This window comes from Nonomuraea sp. MG754425 (assembly GCF_021699195.1).
Lineage (GTDB): Bacteria > Actinomycetota > Actinomycetes > Streptosporangiales > Streptosporangiaceae > Nonomuraea.
In genome coordinates this window covers 47,983-67,640 of record NZ_SSXE01000021.1, presented here as the reverse complement: position 1 = coordinate 67,640, position 19,658 = coordinate 47,983, and the positions used below count along the sequence as shown (strand labels likewise).

Here is a 19,658-nt window from a genome sequence, read left to right as displayed (position 1 = left end):
CCCCACTCCCACGCCGACCGAGAGCTGCGACACCCCGGCCACGCACCCGATCCCGCAGGTGCAGGGCAGCGGCGACGCCAGCCCGCTCGCCGGCCAGGACGTCCGGGTCGAGGGCGTCGTGACCGGCTCCTTCCAGGGCGCCGGCGGGCTCGGCGGCTTCTACCTCCAGTCCGCCCGGCCGGACGCCGACCCGGCGACCTCCGAGGGCCTGTTCGTGTACTCCGCCTCGCCGGTCGGGACCGGTGACCGGGTGCTCGTCTCCGGCAAGGTCATCGAGTACAACGGCCTCACCGAGATCTCCCCGGCCACGGCGGTGAACGTCTGCGGCACCGGCACGATCCGGCCCGTCAAGGTGGACCTGCCGCTCAAGCCGGGCGTCACCTTCGAGCGCTACGAGAACATGCTCGTCACCTTCGGCGACGACCTCGCCGTCTCCGAGATCTACAACCTGGCCCGGTTCGGCGAGATCACCCTCTCCGCGGACAGCCGGCTCTGGCAGCCGACCGACCGCGCGGGCGTCGACACCGGCAGGGACGCGCGGCGCACGATCCTGCTCGACGACGGCTCCGGCGTCCAGAACCCGCCGGCGCTGCCGTACCACACCAAGGGATCGGACACCGTCCGCATCGGTGACGAGGTGCGCGGCCTGACCGGGGTGCTCACGTACGGCTTCGACGTCTACCGCGTCCAGCCGATCGAGCCCGTGCTCTTCCGCGCCGAGAACCCGCGCCCGGCCCGGCCGGACCGGGTCGGCGGCGACGTCCGGGTGGCCGGCCTCAACACGCTCAACTGGTTCACCACGCTCGGCTCGCGCGGCGCCACCACCGCCGAGGAGCGCGACCGCCAGCTCGCCAAGCTGGTCGCCACCATCACCACGCTGGACCCGGCCGTCGCCGGGCTGATGGAGGTCGAGCGCAACGCCGACGTGGCGCTGAACGCCCTGGTGGACGCGCTGAACGCCAAGGCCGGCGCGGGCGTCTACCGGGCGATCACGCACCCCGCCCCGGGCACCGACGCCATCCAGGTCGCGCTGATCTACCAGCCGGGCAAGGTGACCCCCGTCGGCGCGGCCCGCTCCTCGTCCGACCCGATCTTCAGCCGGCCGCCGCTGGTGCAGACGTTCGGCAGGGCCGGCGGGAAGGGGAAGACGTTCACGGTGGCCGTCAACCACTTCAAGTCCAAGGGCTGCACCGACGCGGACGGCCCGGCCACCGGCCCCGACGCCGACCAGGGCGACGGGCAGAGCTGCTACAACGCCAAGCGGGTCAAGCAGGCCCAGGCCGTGCTCGCCCTGCTCGACGAGCTGGACGCGCCGAACGCGCTCGTCCTCGGCGACATCAACGCCTACGGCGAGGAGGACCCGATCCACACCCTCGAGGACGGCGGGCTGACCAGCCTGAGCAAGAAGTACGTCAAGAAGGACGACCGCTACAGCTACGTCTTCGGCGGCCTGTCCGGCGAGCTCGATCACGTGCTGGCCGACAAGGGCGCACGCAAGCTGGTCACCGGGGCCACGATCTGGCACGTCAACGCCGACGAGGGCCGGTTCATGGACTACAACACCGAGTTCAACCCGCCCTACCTGTACGCGCCCGGCGCCTTCCGCTCCTCCGACCACGACCCGCTGCTCGTGGGCCTGCGCCTCTGAGCACCCGCGCCGGCCGTGGCGGGATCCGCCCGCCACGGCCCGCGCCCGCCGGACGTCAGCGCAGGAAGCGGTGGACGGCGTGGCGGAGCTGGGCGGGCGACATCGGGTCGGTCGACAGGGCGCTGTGCAGCACCAGCCCTTCGATGAGCGCGTCCAGCTCCCTGGCGGTCGTGGCGTCGAAGTGCCGCTCCAGCGCCCGGCGGCTGCGCGCCATCCAGCCCTGGGTGACGGCCCGCAGGGCGGGGTCGCGCGCCGCGGCCACGTACAGCTCCACGGTGAGGACGAGGCCGCGCGGCGAGCCGAGCAGGTCGTCCGACACCAGCGTGACGACGGCCTCGGCCGCCTCCTCCGGGTCGCGGGCGGCGCTCAGGCGCTCCTCGAAGACCCGCGCCACCGCGTCGGCGTGCCGGGTGAACGCCTCGGCGAGCACCTCGTCCAGCGAGGCGAAGTGGTAGGTCATCGAGCCCAGCGGCACGTCGGCGGCGCGGGCGATCTCCCGGTGCGTGGTCCCGGCGACGCCGCGCTCCGCGATGACGCCGAGCGCGGCCTCGACCAGCCGCTCGCGCCGTCCCGGATCGTGCCGCCTGGGCCGCCGGGGGACGGGGGCGCTCAAGGCCCGATCGTGCGGATCACGCGGGCGGGGTTGCCCACGGCGACGACGTTCGCCGGCAGGTCACGGGTGACCACCGCGCCCGCGCCGACGACCGTGTTCTCCCCGATCGTGACCCCGGCCAGGACGATCGCCCCGCTGCCCAGCCACACGTTGTCGCCGACGGTGATCGGCTCGGCGGCCTCCCACTTCGCCCTGCGCAGCTCCGGATCGACCGGATGGGTCGGGGTCATGAGCTGCACGTTCGAGCCGATCTGCACGTCGTCGCCGATGGTGATCGGTGCGACGTCCAGCGCGACCAGGCCGAAGTTGGCGAACGAGCGGGCCCCGATGCGCAGGTGAGCGCCGTAGTCGACCCGCAGCGGGGGCCGGATCACCGTGTCCGCGCCGACCGCGCCGAGCAGCAGGGTGAGCAGCCGGCGGCGCTCCAGCGGGTCGCGGGCCGAGCTCGCGTTGTACGCCTCCATCAGGTCGGCGGCCCGCAGCGACTGCTCGGCCAGCTCCGGGTCGTCGGCGAGGTACAGGTCACCGGCCAGCATGCGTTCCCGCATCGAGCGGCCGTCCAGGTCAGGCGTCATACGTACAAGCGTACATATCGCCGCGGATGCTCGGCCCGCCGGTCACTGCGCGGGAGCCTGGCTGCGGTCGATGAGGCGCAGCACGCCGTCCCGGAGCTCGCGGAAGGCGGCGAGCGTCTCGCGGGTGGCCGCGGCGACGGCCTCCTCGGCGGGCGGCACGGCGGGCGCGAGCAGCAGCGTCACGGTCTCGGCCAGGACGGCGTACGGGTCGCCGACCCCCGACGGGGCGGAGGCCGGATCGTCCGCCGCGACGACGAAGCCGATGAGCAGCGCGTGCAACGCGTACGCCTGGTCGGGCAGCGGACGGTCGCGGCGGACGAGGCCGTGCCGGTACAGGATCGGCATGACCAGGTCGCACATGGCCGCCGGGTTCGTACGGGCGTACAGCTCACGATCGCCGGGCTCCTGGGTGAGCAGCCGCAGCAACTCCGGGTCGCCGCGCTGCAACCGGCGGGCCAGCGGCAGCCGCAGCGCGGTGCGGACGACCTGCGGGGCCAGGCGGCTGGGCAGCACGGCGGCGGGGTCGGAGCCGAGGTGGCCGATGGTCGTCTCCATGGCGGTCAGCAGGTCGCGGGCGAACAACCCCCGGATGAGGTCCTCCTTGCTGGGCCAGTAGAGGTAGACCGTGCCCTTGCCGACGCCGGCGGCCCGGCTGATCTCGGCCACGGTGACCTTGCCCGCGCCGTGGTCGAGCACCAGCTCGCGCGCGCTGTCCAGGATGCGGGCGGCCTTACGCGACTGGAGTTCGACCAACTGGCTCACCGGCGCTCGTCCTTTTCCGTGGGTGTCCGTGTTCAGAGGGCGGCGATGTCGATGGCCTTGGCCCTCATGTCCTTGCCGCCGGCCATTATCCTGCCCAGCGCCCTGCCGACGCCCGGAGCGTTCATCAGCCGCAACATCCCGGCGCGCAGGACCAGCTCCTTGCGGTCGTGCGGGGTGAACAGCCGCCGCCCGGACCAGGCGGCGTCCTGTTGGAGATCGATGAACGGCCGCATCCGCGCCTCCCACGCCCGCAGCGCGCCGGGCAGGTCGCCGGGATGGCGCAGCAGCATGGTGCCCAGCAACTCGCCGCCGGCGATGCCGCTGGAGGCGCCCATGCCCGCGTACAGGGTCACGCACCAGGCGGAGTCGCCGATCAGCACGACCCGGCCGCGGTGCCACTCCGGCATCCTGACCTGCCGCACGGAGTCGAACAGCGCGTCGGGGGTCTGCTCGTAGCGGGTGAGCAGGCCCTCCAGCAGCGGCCCCGTGGGCTCGGGCCCGAACGCGGCGCGCAGGGACTCCATCGGCGGGCGGGCGAACTCGGCGGCGACGTCGCCGGTGCGGTAGGAGAACAGCAGGCTGGGCGCGTGGTCGGCGAACGGGAAGGCCATCGCCGAGCGGCCCGGCTCGGCCAGCATCAGGCCGTCGGACAGTCCGAACCCGTCCACCGGACCGTCCAGGACGGTGGCGCCGATCATGTAGTTCAGCGGGCGCAGGTACCGCTCCTCGGGGCCGAAGACCAGCCCGCGCACGGCCGACCGCAGGCCGTCGGCGCCCACCACCAGGTCGAAGCGCTCGGTGACCTCGGTGCCGGCCACGCTGTCGCGCAGCGTCACCTCCGCCGCGCTGTCGTCCTGGACGATGCGGGTGGGCACGGTCGAGTAGCGGATCTCCACGTCGTCCGGCAGCGCCGCGAACAGCCCCCGCTCCACGTCGCCGCGCAGCAGCGGACGCATGCCCCCGGGGGACGCCGCGGCGAAGTTCGCGCCCTTGCGGCGGCGGCCGGCCCGGTCGACCTCGTACATGGCGATGTCCGGGCCGCCGCGGTCGCCGATCGCGTCCAGCACGCCCAGCCGCCGGGCGGAGGCCACGCCGGTGCCGAACAGCGCGATGAAGTACCCGCCCGAGCGGCGCGCGGGGGCCCGCTCCACCACGACCGGTTCCCAGCCGACCTGCCGCAGGCGGACGGCGGTGGCGATGCCCGCGATCCCGAGACCGACCACCAGGGCCCGGCCACCTGTGTGCGTGTTCGTCACGACGACTCCCTCCGAGTGCTCAGGAATCCACCCTAAAGGACTGACTGACCAAAATGGTTCTGTTGGTCAGTCGCTGACGTCGACCGCGACACCGCCCCGCCCCGATACGCTGCAACGGCTCTCGACATGCGATCACGGAGGACGCGCGTGAGGACGCTGATCGCCCGGCTGTGGCGCGGGATCCGCGGATCGGTTCAGTGGCGCCTGCTCTACCTGGCCCAGGCCAAGTTCATGGTCGGCGTGACCGGCGTCGTAAGCGACCACGACGGCAACGTGCTGCTGCTGCGGCACCGGTTCTGGCCCGAGCACCGCCAGTGGGGCCTGCCGACCGGCGGCGCCAAACGGGGCGAGACCTTCGAGCAGACGGTCGTCCGCGAGGTGCGCGAGGAGACCGGCCTGGACGTGAGCGTCGGCGAGCTGCTGCACCTCGGCAGCGGTTTCCGGCTCAGGATCGAGGTCGCCTACGCCGCCCGCCACACCGGCGGCGGCACGATGCGGCTCCACCCGACGGAGATCCTGGAGGCCCGCTGGTGCGCCCCCGGCGACCTGCCCGACGGCCTGCTGGAACCGCACCGGCTGCTGATCGAGTCGTCAGGTGGGCGGGGCGGCCGTGCCGGTGAAGGCGGCGTCGAGGTGCGCGGTGTCGTTGAAGCGGCGCAGGATCCACCGCTCCCCGGCCAGCACCAGATGTGACACCGACGCGTTGTCCGCCCCGAGGAACGCGAACGGCCGCGACCCCGTGGCCGCCGCCAGCGCCTCGGCGATCACACCCCCATGGGTGACCACGACGATGCGCCGGCCCGGGTGCGCGGCGGCCAGCCTGGCGAGCACCTTGCGCACCCGGCCGGAGAACGCCGGAGCCGGCTCCGCGCCCGGGATCACGTCCCAGCGCTCCTCGGCCGACATCCGCCGCGCGATCGGATGGCCCTCCGCCACCATCCGCCGGAACAGGCCGCCCTCCCACTCGCCGAGGTGCACCTCACGCAGCTCCGGCTCCACCACCGGCGTCGCGCCGAGCCGGGCCGCCAGCGGCGCGGCCGTCTCGGACGTGCGCCGCAGCGAACTCACGTAGATCGCGTCCACGCGCTCCGCGGCCAGCCGCAGGCCCACCCGTTCGGCCTGCTCGCGGCCCTCGGGCGCGAGCGCCGGATCGCCCTGACCCGCCACCAGCGGGAACGGACGTCCGGGCCGGGCCGGCTCCGACTCACCGTGCCGGACGAGGAACACCTCGGTGGCTCCGGGCGGCGTACGGAACCGGCCCTGCCGGTACTCGACCGGCTTCTCACTCTCAGATCCCACAATCACCGGACACTACTCCACCGATCCCCGATCAGGACGAGTCCCGGGTCGGCGCGGACGCGAGGGAACCGGTCAGCGCTCGACGGCGCAGGCGTCCCGGTTGAGGGAGATCCGGCTCGGCAGCGACGAGTCCCCCGTGTGGCTGACGAGGTAGCCCATGGTGACGCTGCCGCCCGGCGCGATGGACGCGTTGTGGCTCGCGTTGACCGCCGTGACCATGTCACCGCTCTGGGTGAGATCGGTGTTCCAGTCCGAGATGACGGCCTGCCCGCGCGGCAGCGGGAACCTCAGCGACCAGCCGTTGACCGGCGCCGTGCCGGTGTTCGTGATGGTGAGATCCACCGACATGCCGGTGCCCCAGACCTGCGTGGTGTACTTGATCCGGCAGGTCGGCGGCGCGTGCTCGAACGAGACGCGGTGCAGCCCGCCCGGCAGGTCGTTGACCACGTACAGCTCGCCCTCCGGCGTCGCGCCGAACGCGGTCACCTGCGTGGGCGTCTGACCGATCTCGGCCTGCTGGTAGCCGCCCGCGCCGTCCTCGCGCAGCGCCCACACGGTCGAGTAGCAGTAGTCGGTGGCGATGTAGGTGCCGCCGACCAGGTTCGCGAACTGCTTGCCGTGATACACCTGCCCGCCGATGACCGCGCAGCCGCCGGTGTGCGGCGAGTAGGTGAAGACGGGCTTGGTGTACGTGGCGCCGGACTTGCACTGGGTCTCGTCGAACACCTCGAGCCCCTCGTAACACGACCAGCCGAGGTTCGCGCCCGCCTGCCGTCCGGTCTTGACGTGGTTGATCTCCTCCCACCGGCCCTGGCCGACGTCGGCGATCCACATCGACCCGTTCGCCGGGTCGACGGAGAACCGCCACGGGTTGCGCCCGCCGTACATCCACACCTCGGCGCGGGCGCCCGCGACGCCGGCGAACGGGTTGCCGCTGGGGATGCAGTAGGGCAGGGCGCCGCAGCTCCGGCTGACGTCGACACGCAGGATCTTGCCCAGCAGGGTGTCCACGCGCTGGCCGGAGTCGAACGGGTCGCCCGCGCCGCCGCCGTCGCCGATGCTCATGTACAGGTTGCCGTCGGGGCCGAAGGTGATCTGGCCGCCGTTGTGGTTGGTGTTCTCGGAGTGCGCCTGGGAGAGCAGCGGCTCGAGGCGCGCCTCGTCCAGCCGGTAGCGGGCCAGGGTCACCGCGCCGTCCGGCAGCGCGGTGTAGGCCAGGTACAGGTCCTGGCTCGTGGTGAAGTCGGGGGCGAGCGCGATGCCGAGCAGCCCCCGCTCGTTGCCGGACTCGTCCACCGACGCCGTGATGTCGATGATCGGCGTCTGCGCCAGCCCGGTGTCCGGATGGTAGACCCGCACGGACCCGCGCTTCTCGGTGATGAACAGCCTCTTCGTCCCGTCGTCGGGCGCGGCGATGGCGGTCGGACGGCGTAACCCGAAGGCGACCTGGGTCGTGGTGGCGTTGATCTCCTCCAGCGGCACCGTGGCGGCGCTCGGCGCCACCCGCGCGTCGCCGTCCGGGCCGGACGAAGCCGATGAGGACGTCGCCGCGGCGACAGGTGAGGTGAGTGCGTTCACCGGGGCGAGCAAGGGCAGGGACAGGGCGAGCAGCACGGGAGCTGCCCAGCGTCTTCCACGCATGTCGGGCTCCAGAGGCGTCGGCGAAGGCCGGAGGGCGAGGTTCCCCCGGACCGGGCGCGTGCGGGCACACGACCGCGCCCGGCCCGGCCACGTTCCGCCCCGAACCGGGCGGACCACGGTGCCGATCGGGCGATCCCGTGCTCTGACGTGCTTGATCGGACCGTATCGGCTCGCCCGCCGTCACAACCAGGCTCGCCCTCTCCGGCCGCACCCTCGCCGCCGCGCTCACCTGCTCCGACCTGCGGTGATACGAGAACGCCGCGACCCGCGTGCGCAAGTCGTTCATGAAACGTACATCGCCGACCCTACTCGGGGACCCCGGCCGACCCTCGATCGCGCGGCCGCGGCGCGCCGGACCGTCGAGTCCGGGGCGCCGGTCGTCAGCCGCTGCACCGTCGTCACCCGCCGATCGACCGGTCGGCTGCTTCAGAAAGCGGTGAACGCCCGTGGCTCGCCGCTCAGCCGGGCCGCCTCCTCGCGGGCGACGGCAGGGGAGACCTTCGGCGGCGTCCGCCTGATCTCCGCCTCCAACTCCGCCACCACCGTCTCGGCCTGCTGCCTGAGCCGCATCCGGTAGTGGCCCAGATCCTCGCCGAACCGCCTCGCGACAGGACCGATCCACACGGCGTCACCGGAGAAGAGACCGAACGGCTCGTCGAGCGCCGCCCGGAGCTGCGCGACATGCCGCTCCACATTGACCAGCGCCTGCTGGAGGGCCTGATAGCGAGGATTGTCCACCGGCGTCTCGGTCATCGTTCGCCAACCTATCTCGTCGTTACGGGTACGGCGCGGGGCATGTGATGGACTATGGGAACGGCGAACGCCGACGTTCGGAACGGAGACGATCTCGATGGCACCGGTGTGGCGCTACGCGACTGCCGCAGGGCTCCTCGCAGTGTTGGCCGGCTGCTCGACGGCCGACCCGGGCCCAACCGCCGAACAGGCCGGCCAAACCCTCCAACAGCACATCACGGAGCTGATGGACATGGTCGATCCGGCCGAGACCGTGATCACCGACCCCGGAGGCAAGGACGTTCCCTGCGGGGAGGACGGGGTCAAGCGAACCTACGCCGTGAAATCCACCTTCTCCAGGTTCGATGATCACCTCATCGCAGAGATGGCCGGGCGACTCAGCACGACATGGGGCTATGAGGTCCACGAGCCTTACAAGTTTGGTTCGCCTAGGACGACACTCAAACTTGCTTCGTCTCGCATCAGCATCACTGTGGAGACACCCAGTGATCACGAAGCCATGGCTGCTGGCGAAACGGACTGCATTCCGCGCGGATAGTCTTGGCACGATCATCGTTCAGTCTCCTCCGACCAGGGTCTTCGTCAGATCGGGATCGATCGTGGCCAGGTGCTTTTCGGCGTTGTCCCGTTCCCCGGCGAACTTCGTGGCAGCTGCGGCGGTGACCTTTCCCATCTCCCGACGGTCGGCCTCGTCACTGACGCTGCCGTTCTCCTTCAACCAGGTCAGGAAGCTCTTGGTTGCCCCGGGATCCGCACTGATCTCCGAGTACGGCCGTAGGCGTCCCTGCTCATCGACGATGAGAGGGTCGGTCGGTGCTTTGAATCCGACGGGAGGGTCCTTCGAGGTGTAACCCTGTGCAATGAGCCCAGAGGCGATCTCATAGAGGACCGCACGTGAGTGCACCAACTCTTTCTTGTTGACGTCCGGCAAACGCGGGTTCGGCTCCATCGCGGCTCCAATGCCGTCCTTGAGCCCCCAACTGAGGAACATCCAGCCCGCCGCCGCAGGAAGCCCTCCTGCAGTAGGGAGGAGCAGCATCCCCGCGTCCATCCCCTTGTCCAGGACCTGTCCGAAGCGTTCGACCTCCTCCTTCTTCTTGAGATCCGCAGTTCCTCTGACGGACTTCATCGCGGCGAACTGGATGCCGGCCACTGTGCCCAATCTGGAGAAGACCTGCTCCACCGCCGTCTCCTGCTGCCGTCGATCCGGGGGAGGAAAGGCCAGCAGGTGCCGGTCCGTTCGCACTCCTGCTTCGAAGAGTCGCTGGGTGAGTGCTGCCATCCCACGGTTGAACGGCTCTATGTGCGCATCGGTGTCCGCGAAGGTTTTCATGAACCGATAGTTGTCCTCCAAGGACAGGCGGAACATCGGGGTAGTCCCGACGAGCTTGTCGTCGAACCCGCCGAACTGGCTGGGCAACTGCCAGTCGGGATCCATCGGAGGCGGGGTCGCGGCGAACTCTGTTGCGTATGCGCCGGCTATCTCGGCGAAGTGGCTGCGTAGTTCGTCGTTCTTGAGCAGTTTGTCGCCATGCGTGATCACCTGGAACGCGAACCTGGCGGCGTTCTCGCTGTGTGCCCCGTCCTTCTCGTCGTAGACCCCTGACGCGGCCGCCAGCGCGCGGCCGAAGGCGTCGCCGGCGGACAGGTCGCGGGAGACACGGGTGCTCAGGCCCGCGAGGTCCGTGAGTGCCGCTCGGGCGGCCGTCGGGTTGTGGGACAGGGCGCTGAGGAAGCGGCCGGTGACGTCCGCGGGGCCGGCGGGGGTGTGGGTCAGGTGGCGGCGCGCCACGGTGGTGAGCCATTGCGTGGGGAAGGCGCCCTCGCTGACGAGCCAGGACAGGGACGTGAGGTCGATGTCGTCCCCGCCCCGCTCGATGTCGCTCATGATCTTGGGGAAGCGGGGGTCGGGCGGGGACGCCGCGGCGGCGGAGGCGAACAGGCGGCTGAACTCGCCGAGGAGCTGCTGCTCCGCGGGCCTGACGGCGATGCCGGGCGCGGCCGGTCCGAACAGGTCGAGGATGTCCTTGGGCAGGGCGAGGGTCCCGGCGGTGCCGAGTTCGCCGAAGAAGGCGGCGGCGAAGCCGGGGTCGTCCTTGTGGGCCAGTACGCGGTCCATGAGTTCCCTGAAGCGGCCGACGGCGTCGTTCGGCCGCGGGCTGCTCATGCCGAGCCTGGCCTCGTGGGCGTACTGGCGGAAGAGCGCGCCCATGGCGGCGCCCTCGCGCCGCGACTGCTCCGGGGTGCTGAACGGCATCGTGGCCTCGTCGTACGTCACGAGGCCCGGCGCCCAGCCGGGGACCTGCCTGCGGATGACGGTGTTGCGGGTGCGCAGCGCCGGCCCCTGTTCGCCGACCCAGCGTTCGATCTCCACGAACGGGGTCAACGTCAGCGTGCCGACCCCCAGGCGGGTCAGTTCGGCCCTGATCGCCTGGGTGCGTTCGGCGACGACCACGCGGGCCCGGTCCATCGCGGCGATGAACGTGTCCATACGATCGGGGTCGATTCCGGACAGGCCGGGCTGCCACGGAACCGTCGGATGAGCCACGCGTCGCTCCTCCCTCGCCCTGGGACGGCGGCCTGCTCCGGACCATACGACTGCGGGGCACCAAGCCTCCCACAGGCGATCCGGCGGCACTCCGCCGTATACCTTTTCCGCCACCTCCCATTCGGGAGGTGGCGTTTTCGCCGAGCAACCCGGCGCGGAGAACTCAGTACGGGAGGCCGTCGGGGAACGGCGGGCTGTGCCGGAACCGGGCCTGCTGTTCGGCCAGTTCGGTCTCCTCGGGTGAGAGCCAGCGCCGCACGATCTGGTCGAAGAGGTCGATGTCGACGGAGCTCGGCCGGTGTCCGCTGTAGTCGTCCACGCGCCGGTAGCACACCTGGGGGATCGCGGTGTCGTGGCCGCCGGCCGCGCTGTGGACGACCATGCACCGGGCCGGGCGGTCGCCGTGTTCCGGGTCCGGCTCCCATGCCAGCGCGTGCTCGAACCATTGACCTTCGTGCGGAGGAGTGATCGTGGTCACCGGAGCCATTATGGTGATGCGGTCCTCGTGACGGTGGGTGAATGATCCATCTCGCATCGTGTGCTTCCGGCGGGGGTCCGCCAGTCAGTCCCAAGAGGCTTACAAGAGGGTCCCGGTTACCTGGTCCTCATGAGAAATCGAGTTCGCCGGGCCGCGGCCCTGGCTCTGGTCGCGGTCACCGCCGCCCTCACCGTCGGCGTGGTCAGCGCCCCCGCGCAGGCGATGCCTCCCGGCCCCGGCTGGTATCGCTGCCACATTCCCGACTACGGCTGGATGTGGTGCCTGGACGTGTAGGTCCGGACGCGTCAGCCGCCGCTCTCCCCGAAGGGAGGGCGGCGGCGTGCTGCCGGTCAGGGAGTGCGGACGAGGGAGAAGGTGACGTCGTCGAAGTCGAGCCGGGAGAAGCCCTCCGCGTAGAAGCCGACCTTGCCGGAGGGGTTGTGCGTCGGGTTCTCGCCCTCGATGACGGGTTCGCCGTTCACGTGCACGCTGATGGACGGGCCGCGCACGACCATCCGGACGTCGTAGGCGGTGTCCGGGCGCAGGCCGCGTTCGGCCGGCAGGACGGCCTCGGCCAGCGTGCGCCACTGTGAGTCGTAGAGGGTCCAGGTCGGCCCGGTCGCGGCGTGCCGGTAGCGGACGTAGCCGCTGCCGGTCGGGCTGTGCCGGTCGTACATGATCAGGACGGCCCCGTCGGGCACCTGCGCCGGGGTCTTCAGCCGGTAGTCCAGCACATAGTCGGTGAAGGCGCGGTCGAGCAGCCCGTTGGCCCCGTTGACGATGCGGTACCAGTGGTTGCCGGTGCCGTCGTCGGCGATGCTGCGGTTGGGGTCGACGGGCCAGCCGTTGCCGCCGGACTCGAAGTCGGTGCGGTGCATGACGCCGTCACCCTCGCTCACGGTGACGGCGACCGTGTCGGTGATCTTCGGGTCCGCCGTCGCGACGGCCGAGACGGTCGTCTTCCCCGGCGCGACCGCGCTGATGGCGCCGTTACCGTCCACGGTGGCGATCGAGGTGTCGGCGCTGGTGTAGGTCACCGCCCGGTCCGTCGCGTTCCAGGGCACCGGTTCGGCGGCGAAGGAGACGGTCTTTCCGAGCGGGACGGTGAGCTCGTCGTCGGGCAGGTGCAGGCTCGCCAGTTCGATCCGGCCGGGCCCGTGCGGCAGGCCGACCTTGCCCTGGGTGCCGATCCGGTCGAAGGGGACGGCCGTGAAGCCGGGGATGCGGGTGAAGACCTCGGCGTCCGCCTTCAGGGAGAAGTCGCCGGCCTTCCAGTCGGTGAATCCGGGGTTCTGGTCGGCGACCCAGTTGCCGGAGTAGTTGAGCAGGTTCTTGACGTCGCGCGCGCCGTGCTCGTTGACGCTCGCGGCCCGCCCCAGTTCGGGGTTCCAGACGAGGTTGTTCCGGAAGTCGTTCCTGGCGGGGAAGTAGTGGTTCTCGTCGAAGAAGGTGAGCAGTTCGGGGTACTTCTGCGCGTACGGGGTGCCGACGAACCCGTTGTTGTCCGCGAACAGCTTCTGCCAGGCGGGCAGGTAGTTCTCGTCCACGGTGTTGCCCGGCTGGTCGCCCATCCACATCTCGTAGTTGTCGTAGGGCACGTGGGTGTCGACGAAGATGTTGTTCCTGGCCTTGATGTGGTCGCCGGAGCCGCTCTTGATGGCGTCGTTGCCCATCCGGTAGAAGACGTTCTCGTCGATGGTCAGGCCCATCGTGAGGTTGTCGGGGTAGACGCCTTCGACGCCGTCGCGGCCTTCGCCGATGTGGTGGAAGTAGTTGCGCCGGATGACGGTGCCGCGTTCGTGCGGTGTCATGCCGGCGTTCATGTAGATGGCGCCGAGGTCCTGGAAGGTCTGGCAGATGTCGTAGATGTCGTTGTACTCGATCAGGTGGTCGTTGCCGTGCACGATGATGCCGGGGTGTGGCGCGTCGTGGATCTCGTTGCCGCTGGCCCGGTTGCCGACGCCGTCGAACATCACGCCCGGGTTGTACGCCTTGTGGTAATAGGCGAAGTCGTGGATGTGTGAGTTCTCCACGCGGTTGCGCCCCGGCTCCAGGGTCTTGTCGTCGCCGCCGTTCAGCACGACGCCGACGCCGCCGACGTGCCGGATCGTCGAGGAGATGACGGCGTGGTCGCGGCCCTTCGACCTGTCCGGGATGCCGTCGTAGACGTAGCGGCCGGCCGAGTTGATGTAGACGCCGCCGTCGGCGAAGTTCTGGATGTCGCTGCGCTCGATGGTGACGTCGCTGCCGCCGAGGATGACGGCCGGGAGGCTGCGCCCGTACTCCATCACCAGTTCCTGGAAGGAGACGTGCGAGGCGCCGGCGGTGCGGATCATCGGCTCCTTGAGCATGGTGACGGTGACGTCGCCCTGCTCGGCGCGGAAGGCGGCGTTCGGCACCAGGTACAGCACGCCCTTGGTCCGGTCGATGTAGTACTCGCCGGGGGCGTCGAGTTCCTCCAGGAGGTTCTCGGCGAAGTGGAAGTCCGGGTACCAGGACTTCATCAGGCCGGACATCTCCCCGTAGCGCAGGGTGATCCGCTTGGCCTCGGTGTCGATGGCGGCGACCTTGTTGTACGACCACTCCCAGCTATAGCCGAAGATGCCGTCCATCCAGACGTCCTCGGCCTGGGTCCAGTGCCGGGGCCGGTCGTAGGTGTAGCCGAAGGTCCCGCCGCGGTTCTGCAGGTCGGGGTCCTTCACGGTGGGGCCGGCGTCGACGATCTCGCCCATCTGCACCGTGCCGTCGTTGGGCCAGCGGGCGAGGGTCATGCCCTGGCCGGCCACGTACAGCTCCATGGGCGGCACGACGCTGACGTCGTTGGCCTTCCAGTAGCCGTGCCGGCTGAGCTGCCCGTAGTCGCCGATGCCCAGGGCCTTCAGGTTCACCTGGAGGACCTTGCCGCGGGCCGGCTCCTCGACGATCCGCCGCAGCACGGCGTCGTCGGTCACCGGGGTGAAGTCGTCGTGCGCGAGCTTGCGCCCGCCGGTGAGGCGGACCGTCTCGCCGGGGTGGGAGCGGTAGACGATCGGCGCGTCCGCCGTGCCGGAGTCCTGCGGGTCGAGCGCGAACGACGCGGTGCGGTCGTAGGAGCCCGCGCGCAGGTACACGGTCACGCCTCCGCGGGGCAGGCCCTGGCGGGCCTTCAGTTTCCTGATCGCGTCCCTGGCCCCTTCGAGGGTGCGAAGGGGGCGGCCCTTCGTCCCGTTGCCGGAGTCGTTGCCGTCGGTCGCGACGTAGAGCGCCGCTCCGGGCTGCCGTGGCGCGGCCTCGGCCTGCGCCACGGCGGGTGTTGCCGCGAGGAGTAGGCAAGCCACCAAGGTGGCTCGCAGCCGTCGTTTCATGGAGACGTTCCCGCCTTTCCGGGGTGTCGGGGGGTGCCGGGACGAGTGAACGCGCGATCCGGCCGCTCAGCCCTTGAGGGCACCGACCGTCAGACCGCTGATGATGTGACGCTGCATGTAGATGAAGAAGATGATCACCGGTGCCACGGCGAGCAGCAGGTTGGGGAAGACCTTGGTCATGTCGGTCGAGTACTGGCTGATGCCGGCGTAGATGGCGGTGGTGACCGTGTAGGTGCCGGAGCCGGGGCTCAGCAGGATCTGCGGGCTGATGAAGTCGTTCCAGATCCCGATCGAGTTGAGGATCAGCACGGTGATGACGGCCGGGCGGGTCAGCGGGAAGATGACCTGCCAGTACGTACGGAACCGGCCGGCCCCGTCGATCGCCGCGGCGTGGTCGATGTCCCTGGGGACGGTGCGGATGAAGCCGACGAACAGGAAGATGCTCACCGGCAGCGTCATGGCGACGTCGTGCAGGATCAGCCCCGTCACGGTGTTGCCCAGCCCGATCGAGCGCAGCACGTAGATCAGCGGCACGATCAGGGCCGCCGAGGGGATGAACGTGCCGGCCAGGAAGAACAGCAGCAGGATCTGGGTGCGCCGTTTGAGGCTGCGCGCGATCACGTACGCGGCCGGCCCGGCGAACAGGATGCACAGCAGGTCGACGGCCACGACCAGCAGCAACGTGAAGCCGTAGCTCTTCAGCACGTTGTACTGCGGGCTGGTGACCGCGGCCTGGAGGTACTCCAGCGAGATCCGGGTGAACGGCAGGGCGAACGGGCTGTCCTGGATGTCCTGCTGGGACTTGAAGCTGTTGACCAGCAGGAGGTACACCGGCACGGTCATGACGGCGAACAGCAGGCTCAGCAGCGCGACGCGGATCGCCGGCGGGCGCCGGCGCCGCGCCGCTCTCGCCGGCCGCGGCGGCTCGGGGCTGACGGCGGGCGCGCCGCCGGTGGACAGGTCGATGGTCATGTGGGTGCTCCTGGGAGGTCTAGGCCGACGCCGCGCGGTCCTGGCGGTTGCGCAGGGCGGTGACGACGACCGAGAGCGCCGCGGACACCACCATGAGCCCCACGGCCTGCGCGGTGGCGAACCCGACGTCCGTTCCGGCGAACGACCGGCTGAGGATCAGGTAGGCGATGGTCTCGGTGGATCCGGCCGGGCCGCCGTCGGTGAGGCTGACGACGATGTCGTACACCTTGATCAGCCCGACGAGGTTGAGCACCATGGCGACGGTGACCACCGGTGAGATCATCGGGATGACGATCCGCCGGTTGATCTGCCACCGTGACGCGCCGTCGATCTGCGCGGCCTCGACGAGTTCGCGCGGCACGGTCTGCAGCCCGGCGACGAACAGCACCACGTTGAAGCCGAAGCCGGCCCACACGATGACGCCCACCAGGGTGATCACGGCGAGGTTCTCGTCGAACAGGAAGCCGACGGGCCCGATCCCGAGGTCGCGCAGGGTGTTGTTGATCGCGCCGTTGGTGCCGAGGATGGCGCTCCACAGGAAGCCCAGGATGAGCGCGCTGATCACGTGCGGGTAGTACGCGAGCGTCCGGAAGAACGAGTTGGACCAGCGCCGTTCCTTGAGCTGCAGCGCGTAGACCAGGCCCAGCCCGAGCATCCCCACGGACCCGAAGACGGCCACGATCAGGGTGACCAGCGCGGCCCGCGTGGTGTCCGGGTCGTCGAACAGCCGCCCGTAGTTCTCCAGGCCGATGAAGGTCGCCGAGGAGAAGCCGTTCCAGTCGGTGAGGCTCAGGTACACCGCGACGACGACCGGGGCGACGGTCATGATCGTGTACACCACGACGGCCGGGGCGAGCATGCCCGCGCTCAGCGCCGCCTCGCGCAGGCGGCGGCGCCGGGCGCCGGGCACGGCGGCGCCGGGTTCGGGACTCCGTGCGGGGGTCCGCACGGAGTCCGGGCTCAGCGCTGCGAGTCCCACCACTGATCCAGCTTCGTCGCGACGTCGGCGGCCGAGGCGCCCGTGAACAGCGACTGGACGCGCGTGTTCAGCTCATCGGCGTAGCCCTGGACCGGCTGGCGCTCGCCCTGCTTGACGAGCACCGACGGGGTCGCGTCGAGGACCGCCTGCACGCCGTCGCCGAGGCTGGAGACGTCGTACGTGAAGCCCTTGCGCAGGTTGCCGTCGGCGGCCAGTTGCGTCCTGATGGCCTCGTCGTCGGTCACCAGCCACTCGACCAGGTCGATCGCCGCCTCCCGCTGCTTCGACTGCTGGACCACGGTGTACGGCTGCGCCATGTTGCCGAACTGGCCGGGCGGGTAGGAGCCGTCGGTCGGCACGGGGAAGACGCCGATCTCGTCGCTCTTGCCCGCCTCGTCGGCCGCCGGCACGAAGTACGAGCCCATGATGTACATGGCCGAGTCGCCACGGAGGAAGGCGGCCTGGCCGTCGGGGTACTGCAGCCCGAGCGCGCTCTTGTCGACGAACCCCTGGTCCAGCCACGACCGGTAGAGCTCGTAGTAGCGCTTGTATCCGCTGGCGGCGAAGGTGGTCTGGCCGCTCTTGCGCTTGACCGTCCACTCGGGGTCCTCGGTGAGCACGCCGGCGTCGGCGAGCATGGAGAACTGCGCGCCGGTGACCCACTGCCCGGCCGCCTGGAGCGGGACGCGGCCGGCCTTCTTGAGCTTGCCCATCGCCTCCTCGAACTCGGCGATGGTGCGCACCTTCGTGGCGTCCACGCCGGCTTCCTCGAACGCCTTCTTGTTGTAGAAGACCAGCGACTGGATCTGCTCGCCGACGCCGACGACGTAGTGCTTGCCGCCGATGGCGTAGTCCTCGAACAGGGGTGTCTTGGCCGCCCACGCCTCGCCGGACAGGTCGACGAAGAGTTCGGCCGTCTCCGGGGTGGGCACCACGTGCTGGGCGATGTCGGGCGGGTCGCCCGCGGCGAGGTCCTGCCGCAGCTTGGCCTCGGCCTCGATGGTGCCGGTGAGCTCCAGTTGCACCGTCACGCCGGGGTTCTTGGCCTCGTACAGGTCGAACAGCTTGTTCCAGAACTGCTCGGTGAGGTTGGGGGTGATGTTGACGATCATGCGCAGCGTGGTGTTCCCGGATTCACCGCCTGACTCGCCGTTACCACCGCACGCCGACGTTAACGCGAGGGCCGTCGCCGCGGCCGTCAGCAGTCGCCACCTGTTCATGTGCCTCTTCTTCGTTCTTCGGATCGAGTTGTCGTTTCCCGGGCTCACCCCCGTGCCGTCACGGCTCGGGCCGTGCTGTCGGGGAGGGGGTGGTGGTCCGGGGGCCTGCCGCCGGAGTGTGGTCGCCGCCGTGCGGGTGCTTGCCGTGATGAGCCGGGGCGCCGTCGGCGGTCACCAGGTCGCCGGGCCGAGAGCCGCATCCGATCATTAATCGTCTATCGATAGGTGATGTTATTTCGTCTATCTCACTTGTTCAAGAGCTATTTCGTGCGGGTTGCCGGACAATGTCAGCGGTTCCCGTCGTCCAGGACGAGCTCGACGACCGGCAGCAGCACCTCGGGCCGGACGATCGGCAGCGTCAGGGTGAGCGTGTCCGGGGCCTGGCCGGGCGGGGCGAGGTTGTTGTGCTCGTGGTCGCCGCCGTCCAGCTCCTGGAAGCGCACCTCGGAGCCGTCGTGGAGCAACTGCGCGTACCGGACCCGGCCCGCCAGGCCGGGCAGGTGGACGTGCTTGAGCGGCCAGGCGAGCAGGTGCAGGTAGAGACGGTCGCCCCGCTGTGTGTAGAGCGTGTTCGGCGGCGCCTCGAACGTGCTCGGCCCGGCCCCGTGCACCGAACGGGCGTGCAGCGCCGTCCAGGAGCCGATCGCGCGCAGCGTCTCGGCGGCCCGCGGGTCCAGCGCGCCCCGCCCCGTCGGGCCCACGTTGAGCAGCAGGTTGCCGCCGCAGGCGACCGACTGCACGAGCATCCGCACCAGCAGGTCCGGGCTCTTGTAGTCGTGGTTGTCGCGGTCGTAGCCCCACGAGCCGTTGAGCGTGTGGCACGCCTCCCACCTCACCTCGGCCCCGTCCCGCGTCAGCGGGCGGTCGGGCTGGTACTGCTCGGGCGTGACGTAGTCGCCGGGGATGCCGAGACGGTCGTTGACGACGATCTGCGGCTGAAGGTCGCGGACCATCGCCATCAGCTCCGCCGAGCCCCACTCCTCCGGCCCCTTGGCGGGGTAGGTGAAGTCGAAGAACAGCAGGTCGATGGGGCCGTAGCCGGTGAGCAGCTCGCGTACCTGCCCCCGCAGGTACGCGCGGTAGCGCGCCATGTCGCGCTCCGCGGCCTGCTCGGGCGGCACGCTGTCGCGCAGCGGGTGGTAGCGGTCGATGGTGAAGTCGGGGTGCCGCCAGTCGAGCAGCGAGTAGTAGAGCCCCACCCGCAGCCCCTCGGCCCGCATGGCCTCGGCGAACTCGGCGACCAGGTCCCGCCCGGCCACGCGGGCGGAGGTGTAGCCGGTCAGCTCCGAGTCGAACAGGCAGAAGCCGTCGTGGTGCTTGGCCGTCAGCACCGCGTACCGCATGCCGGCCTCGCGGGCCGCCCTGGCCAGCGCGGCGGCGTCGAACAGGTCGGGGTCGAAGCGTTCCAGATAGCGGTCGTAGTCGGCGTCGGTCATCGCCTCGCGGCTGCGCACCCACTCGTGCCGGGCGGCGAGACTGTACACCCCGAAGTGGACGAACAATCCGAAACGTGCCGCCTCGAACCACTCCACGGACCTGCCTGACACTGGCGTCTCCTCCCACGGTTGAC

18 protein-coding genes are annotated in these 19,658 nt (G+C 70.4%); 4 read left to right on the top strand and 14 right to left on the bottom strand.

From position 1 onward, the window contains the following. The coding region (locus FAF44_RS10330) for an ExeM/NucH family extracellular endonuclease (protein ID WP_237102846.1) at positions 1-1,648 on the top strand (1,648 nt) is incomplete at its 5' end. 55 nt (positions 1,649-1,703) lie between these two features. Here FAF44_RS10330 and FAF44_RS10325 read toward each other — a convergent pair. The 4 genes from FAF44_RS10325 to FAF44_RS10310 are packed head-to-tail and all read right to left on the bottom strand — an operon-like array spanning position 1,704 to position 4,854. Then, the gene (locus tag FAF44_RS10325; protein ID WP_237102845.1) at positions 1,704-2,261 is read right to left on the bottom strand and encodes a TetR/AcrR family transcriptional regulator; all 558 of its coding nucleotides are present in this window, start codon (positions 2,259-2,261) and stop codon (positions 1,704-1,706) included. Further along, positions 2,258-2,836 carry a sugar O-acetyltransferase gene (locus tag FAF44_RS10320; protein ID WP_237102844.1) on the bottom strand — a complete coding sequence of 193 codons (579 nt, stop codon included), beginning with the start codon at positions 2,834-2,836 and terminating at the stop codon, positions 2,258-2,260. Before FAF44_RS10320 ends, FAF44_RS10325 begins: the two co-directional genes overlap by 4 nt. A gap of 42 nt (positions 2,837-2,878) precedes the next feature. Next, positions 2,879-3,598 (bottom strand): TetR/AcrR family transcriptional regulator, encoded by a 720-nt coding sequence (locus FAF44_RS10315; protein WP_237102843.1) that lies wholly within the window; start codon positions 3,596-3,598, stop codon positions 2,879-2,881. 32 nt (positions 3,599-3,630) lie between these two features. Then, positions 3,631-4,854, bottom strand: coding sequence for an FAD-dependent monooxygenase (locus tag FAF44_RS10310; protein ID WP_237102842.1), 1,224 nt, complete (start codon positions 4,852-4,854; stop codon positions 3,631-3,633). 147 nt (positions 4,855-5,001) lie between these two features. On the opposite strand from FAF44_RS10310, the gene FAF44_RS10305 reads away from it, so the two are divergent. Further along, entirely contained in the window at positions 5,002-5,547 is a 546-nt protein-coding gene (locus tag FAF44_RS10305; RefSeq protein WP_237102841.1) for an NUDIX domain-containing protein, read from the top strand. On the opposite strand, the gene FAF44_RS10300 is transcribed toward FAF44_RS10305, so the two are convergent. The 3 genes from FAF44_RS10300 to FAF44_RS10290 form a co-directional block, all read right to left on the bottom strand. Next, entirely contained in the window at positions 5,446-6,153 is a 708-nt protein-coding gene (locus tag FAF44_RS10300) for a histidine phosphatase family protein (protein WP_237102840.1), read from the bottom strand. The genes FAF44_RS10305 and FAF44_RS10300 overlap by 102 nt on opposite strands. A 72-nt stretch (positions 6,154-6,225) precedes the next feature. Next, positions 6,226-7,794, bottom strand: coding sequence for a PQQ-dependent sugar dehydrogenase (locus FAF44_RS10295; protein ID WP_237102839.1), 1,569 nt, complete (start codon positions 7,792-7,794; stop codon positions 6,226-6,228). Positions 7,795-8,220: 426 nt separating this feature from the next. After that, positions 8,221-8,547, bottom strand: coding sequence for a hypothetical protein (locus FAF44_RS10290; protein ID WP_237102838.1), 327 nt, complete (start codon positions 8,545-8,547; stop codon positions 8,221-8,223). Positions 8,548-8,644: 97 nt separating this feature from the next. Here FAF44_RS10290 and FAF44_RS10285 point away from each other — a divergent pair, with 97 nt between their 5' ends. Then, positions 8,645-9,085, top strand: a complete 441-nt coding sequence (locus tag FAF44_RS10285; RefSeq protein WP_237102837.1) for a hypothetical protein — start codon at positions 8,645-8,647, stop codon at positions 9,083-9,085. Positions 9,086-9,103: 18 nt separating this feature from the next. On the opposite strand, the gene FAF44_RS10280 is transcribed toward FAF44_RS10285, so the two are convergent. Both FAF44_RS10280 and FAF44_RS10275 read right to left on the bottom strand, forming a co-directional pair. Next, complete coding sequence (locus tag FAF44_RS10280; RefSeq protein ID WP_237102836.1) at positions 9,104-11,095, bottom strand: hypothetical protein; 1,992 nt, start codon at positions 11,093-11,095, stop codon at positions 9,104-9,106. Positions 11,096-11,258: 163 nt separating this feature from the next. After that, complete coding sequence (locus FAF44_RS10275) at positions 11,259-11,573, bottom strand: hypothetical protein (protein WP_237102835.1); 315 nt, start codon at positions 11,571-11,573, stop codon at positions 11,259-11,261. 129 nt (positions 11,574-11,702) lie between these two features. On the opposite strand from FAF44_RS10275, the gene FAF44_RS10270 reads away from it, so the two are divergent. Continuing rightward, positions 11,703-11,867 carry a hypothetical protein gene (locus FAF44_RS10270; RefSeq protein WP_237102834.1) on the top strand — a complete coding sequence of 55 codons (165 nt, stop codon included), beginning with the start codon at positions 11,703-11,705 and terminating at the stop codon, positions 11,865-11,867. 56 nt (positions 11,868-11,923) lie between these two features. Here FAF44_RS10270 and FAF44_RS10265 read toward each other — a convergent pair whose 3' ends face one another. From FAF44_RS10265 to FAF44_RS10245, 5 genes are all read right to left on the bottom strand, one after another. Then, on the bottom strand, positions 11,924-14,857 hold the full coding sequence (locus tag FAF44_RS10265) for an Ig-like domain-containing protein (RefSeq protein ID WP_237102833.1): 2,934 nt from the start codon (positions 14,855-14,857) through the stop codon (positions 11,924-11,926). A gap of 126 nt (positions 14,858-14,983) precedes the next feature. Then, positions 14,984-15,889: a carbohydrate ABC transporter permease gene (locus tag FAF44_RS10260; protein WP_237102832.1), complete on the bottom strand. Its 906-nt coding sequence runs from the start codon at positions 15,887-15,889 to the stop codon at positions 14,984-14,986. Positions 15,890-15,908: 19 nt separating this feature from the next. Further along, positions 15,909-16,871 carry a carbohydrate ABC transporter permease gene (locus FAF44_RS10255; protein WP_237102831.1) on the bottom strand — a complete coding sequence of 321 codons (963 nt, stop codon included), beginning with the start codon at positions 16,869-16,871 and terminating at the stop codon, positions 15,909-15,911. Further along, positions 16,850-18,088: an ABC transporter substrate-binding protein gene (locus FAF44_RS10250; RefSeq protein WP_237102830.1), complete on the bottom strand. Its 1,239-nt coding sequence runs from the start codon at positions 18,086-18,088 to the stop codon at positions 16,850-16,852. The genes FAF44_RS10255 and FAF44_RS10250 overlap by 22 nt, the downstream gene beginning before the upstream one ends. Positions 18,089-18,375: 287 nt before the next feature. Continuing rightward, positions 18,376-19,635 carry an alpha-L-fucosidase gene (locus FAF44_RS10245; protein WP_237102829.1) on the bottom strand — a complete coding sequence of 420 codons (1,260 nt, stop codon included), beginning with the start codon at positions 19,633-19,635 and terminating at the stop codon, positions 18,376-18,378. Positions 19,636-19,658: the final 23 nt, after the last annotated feature.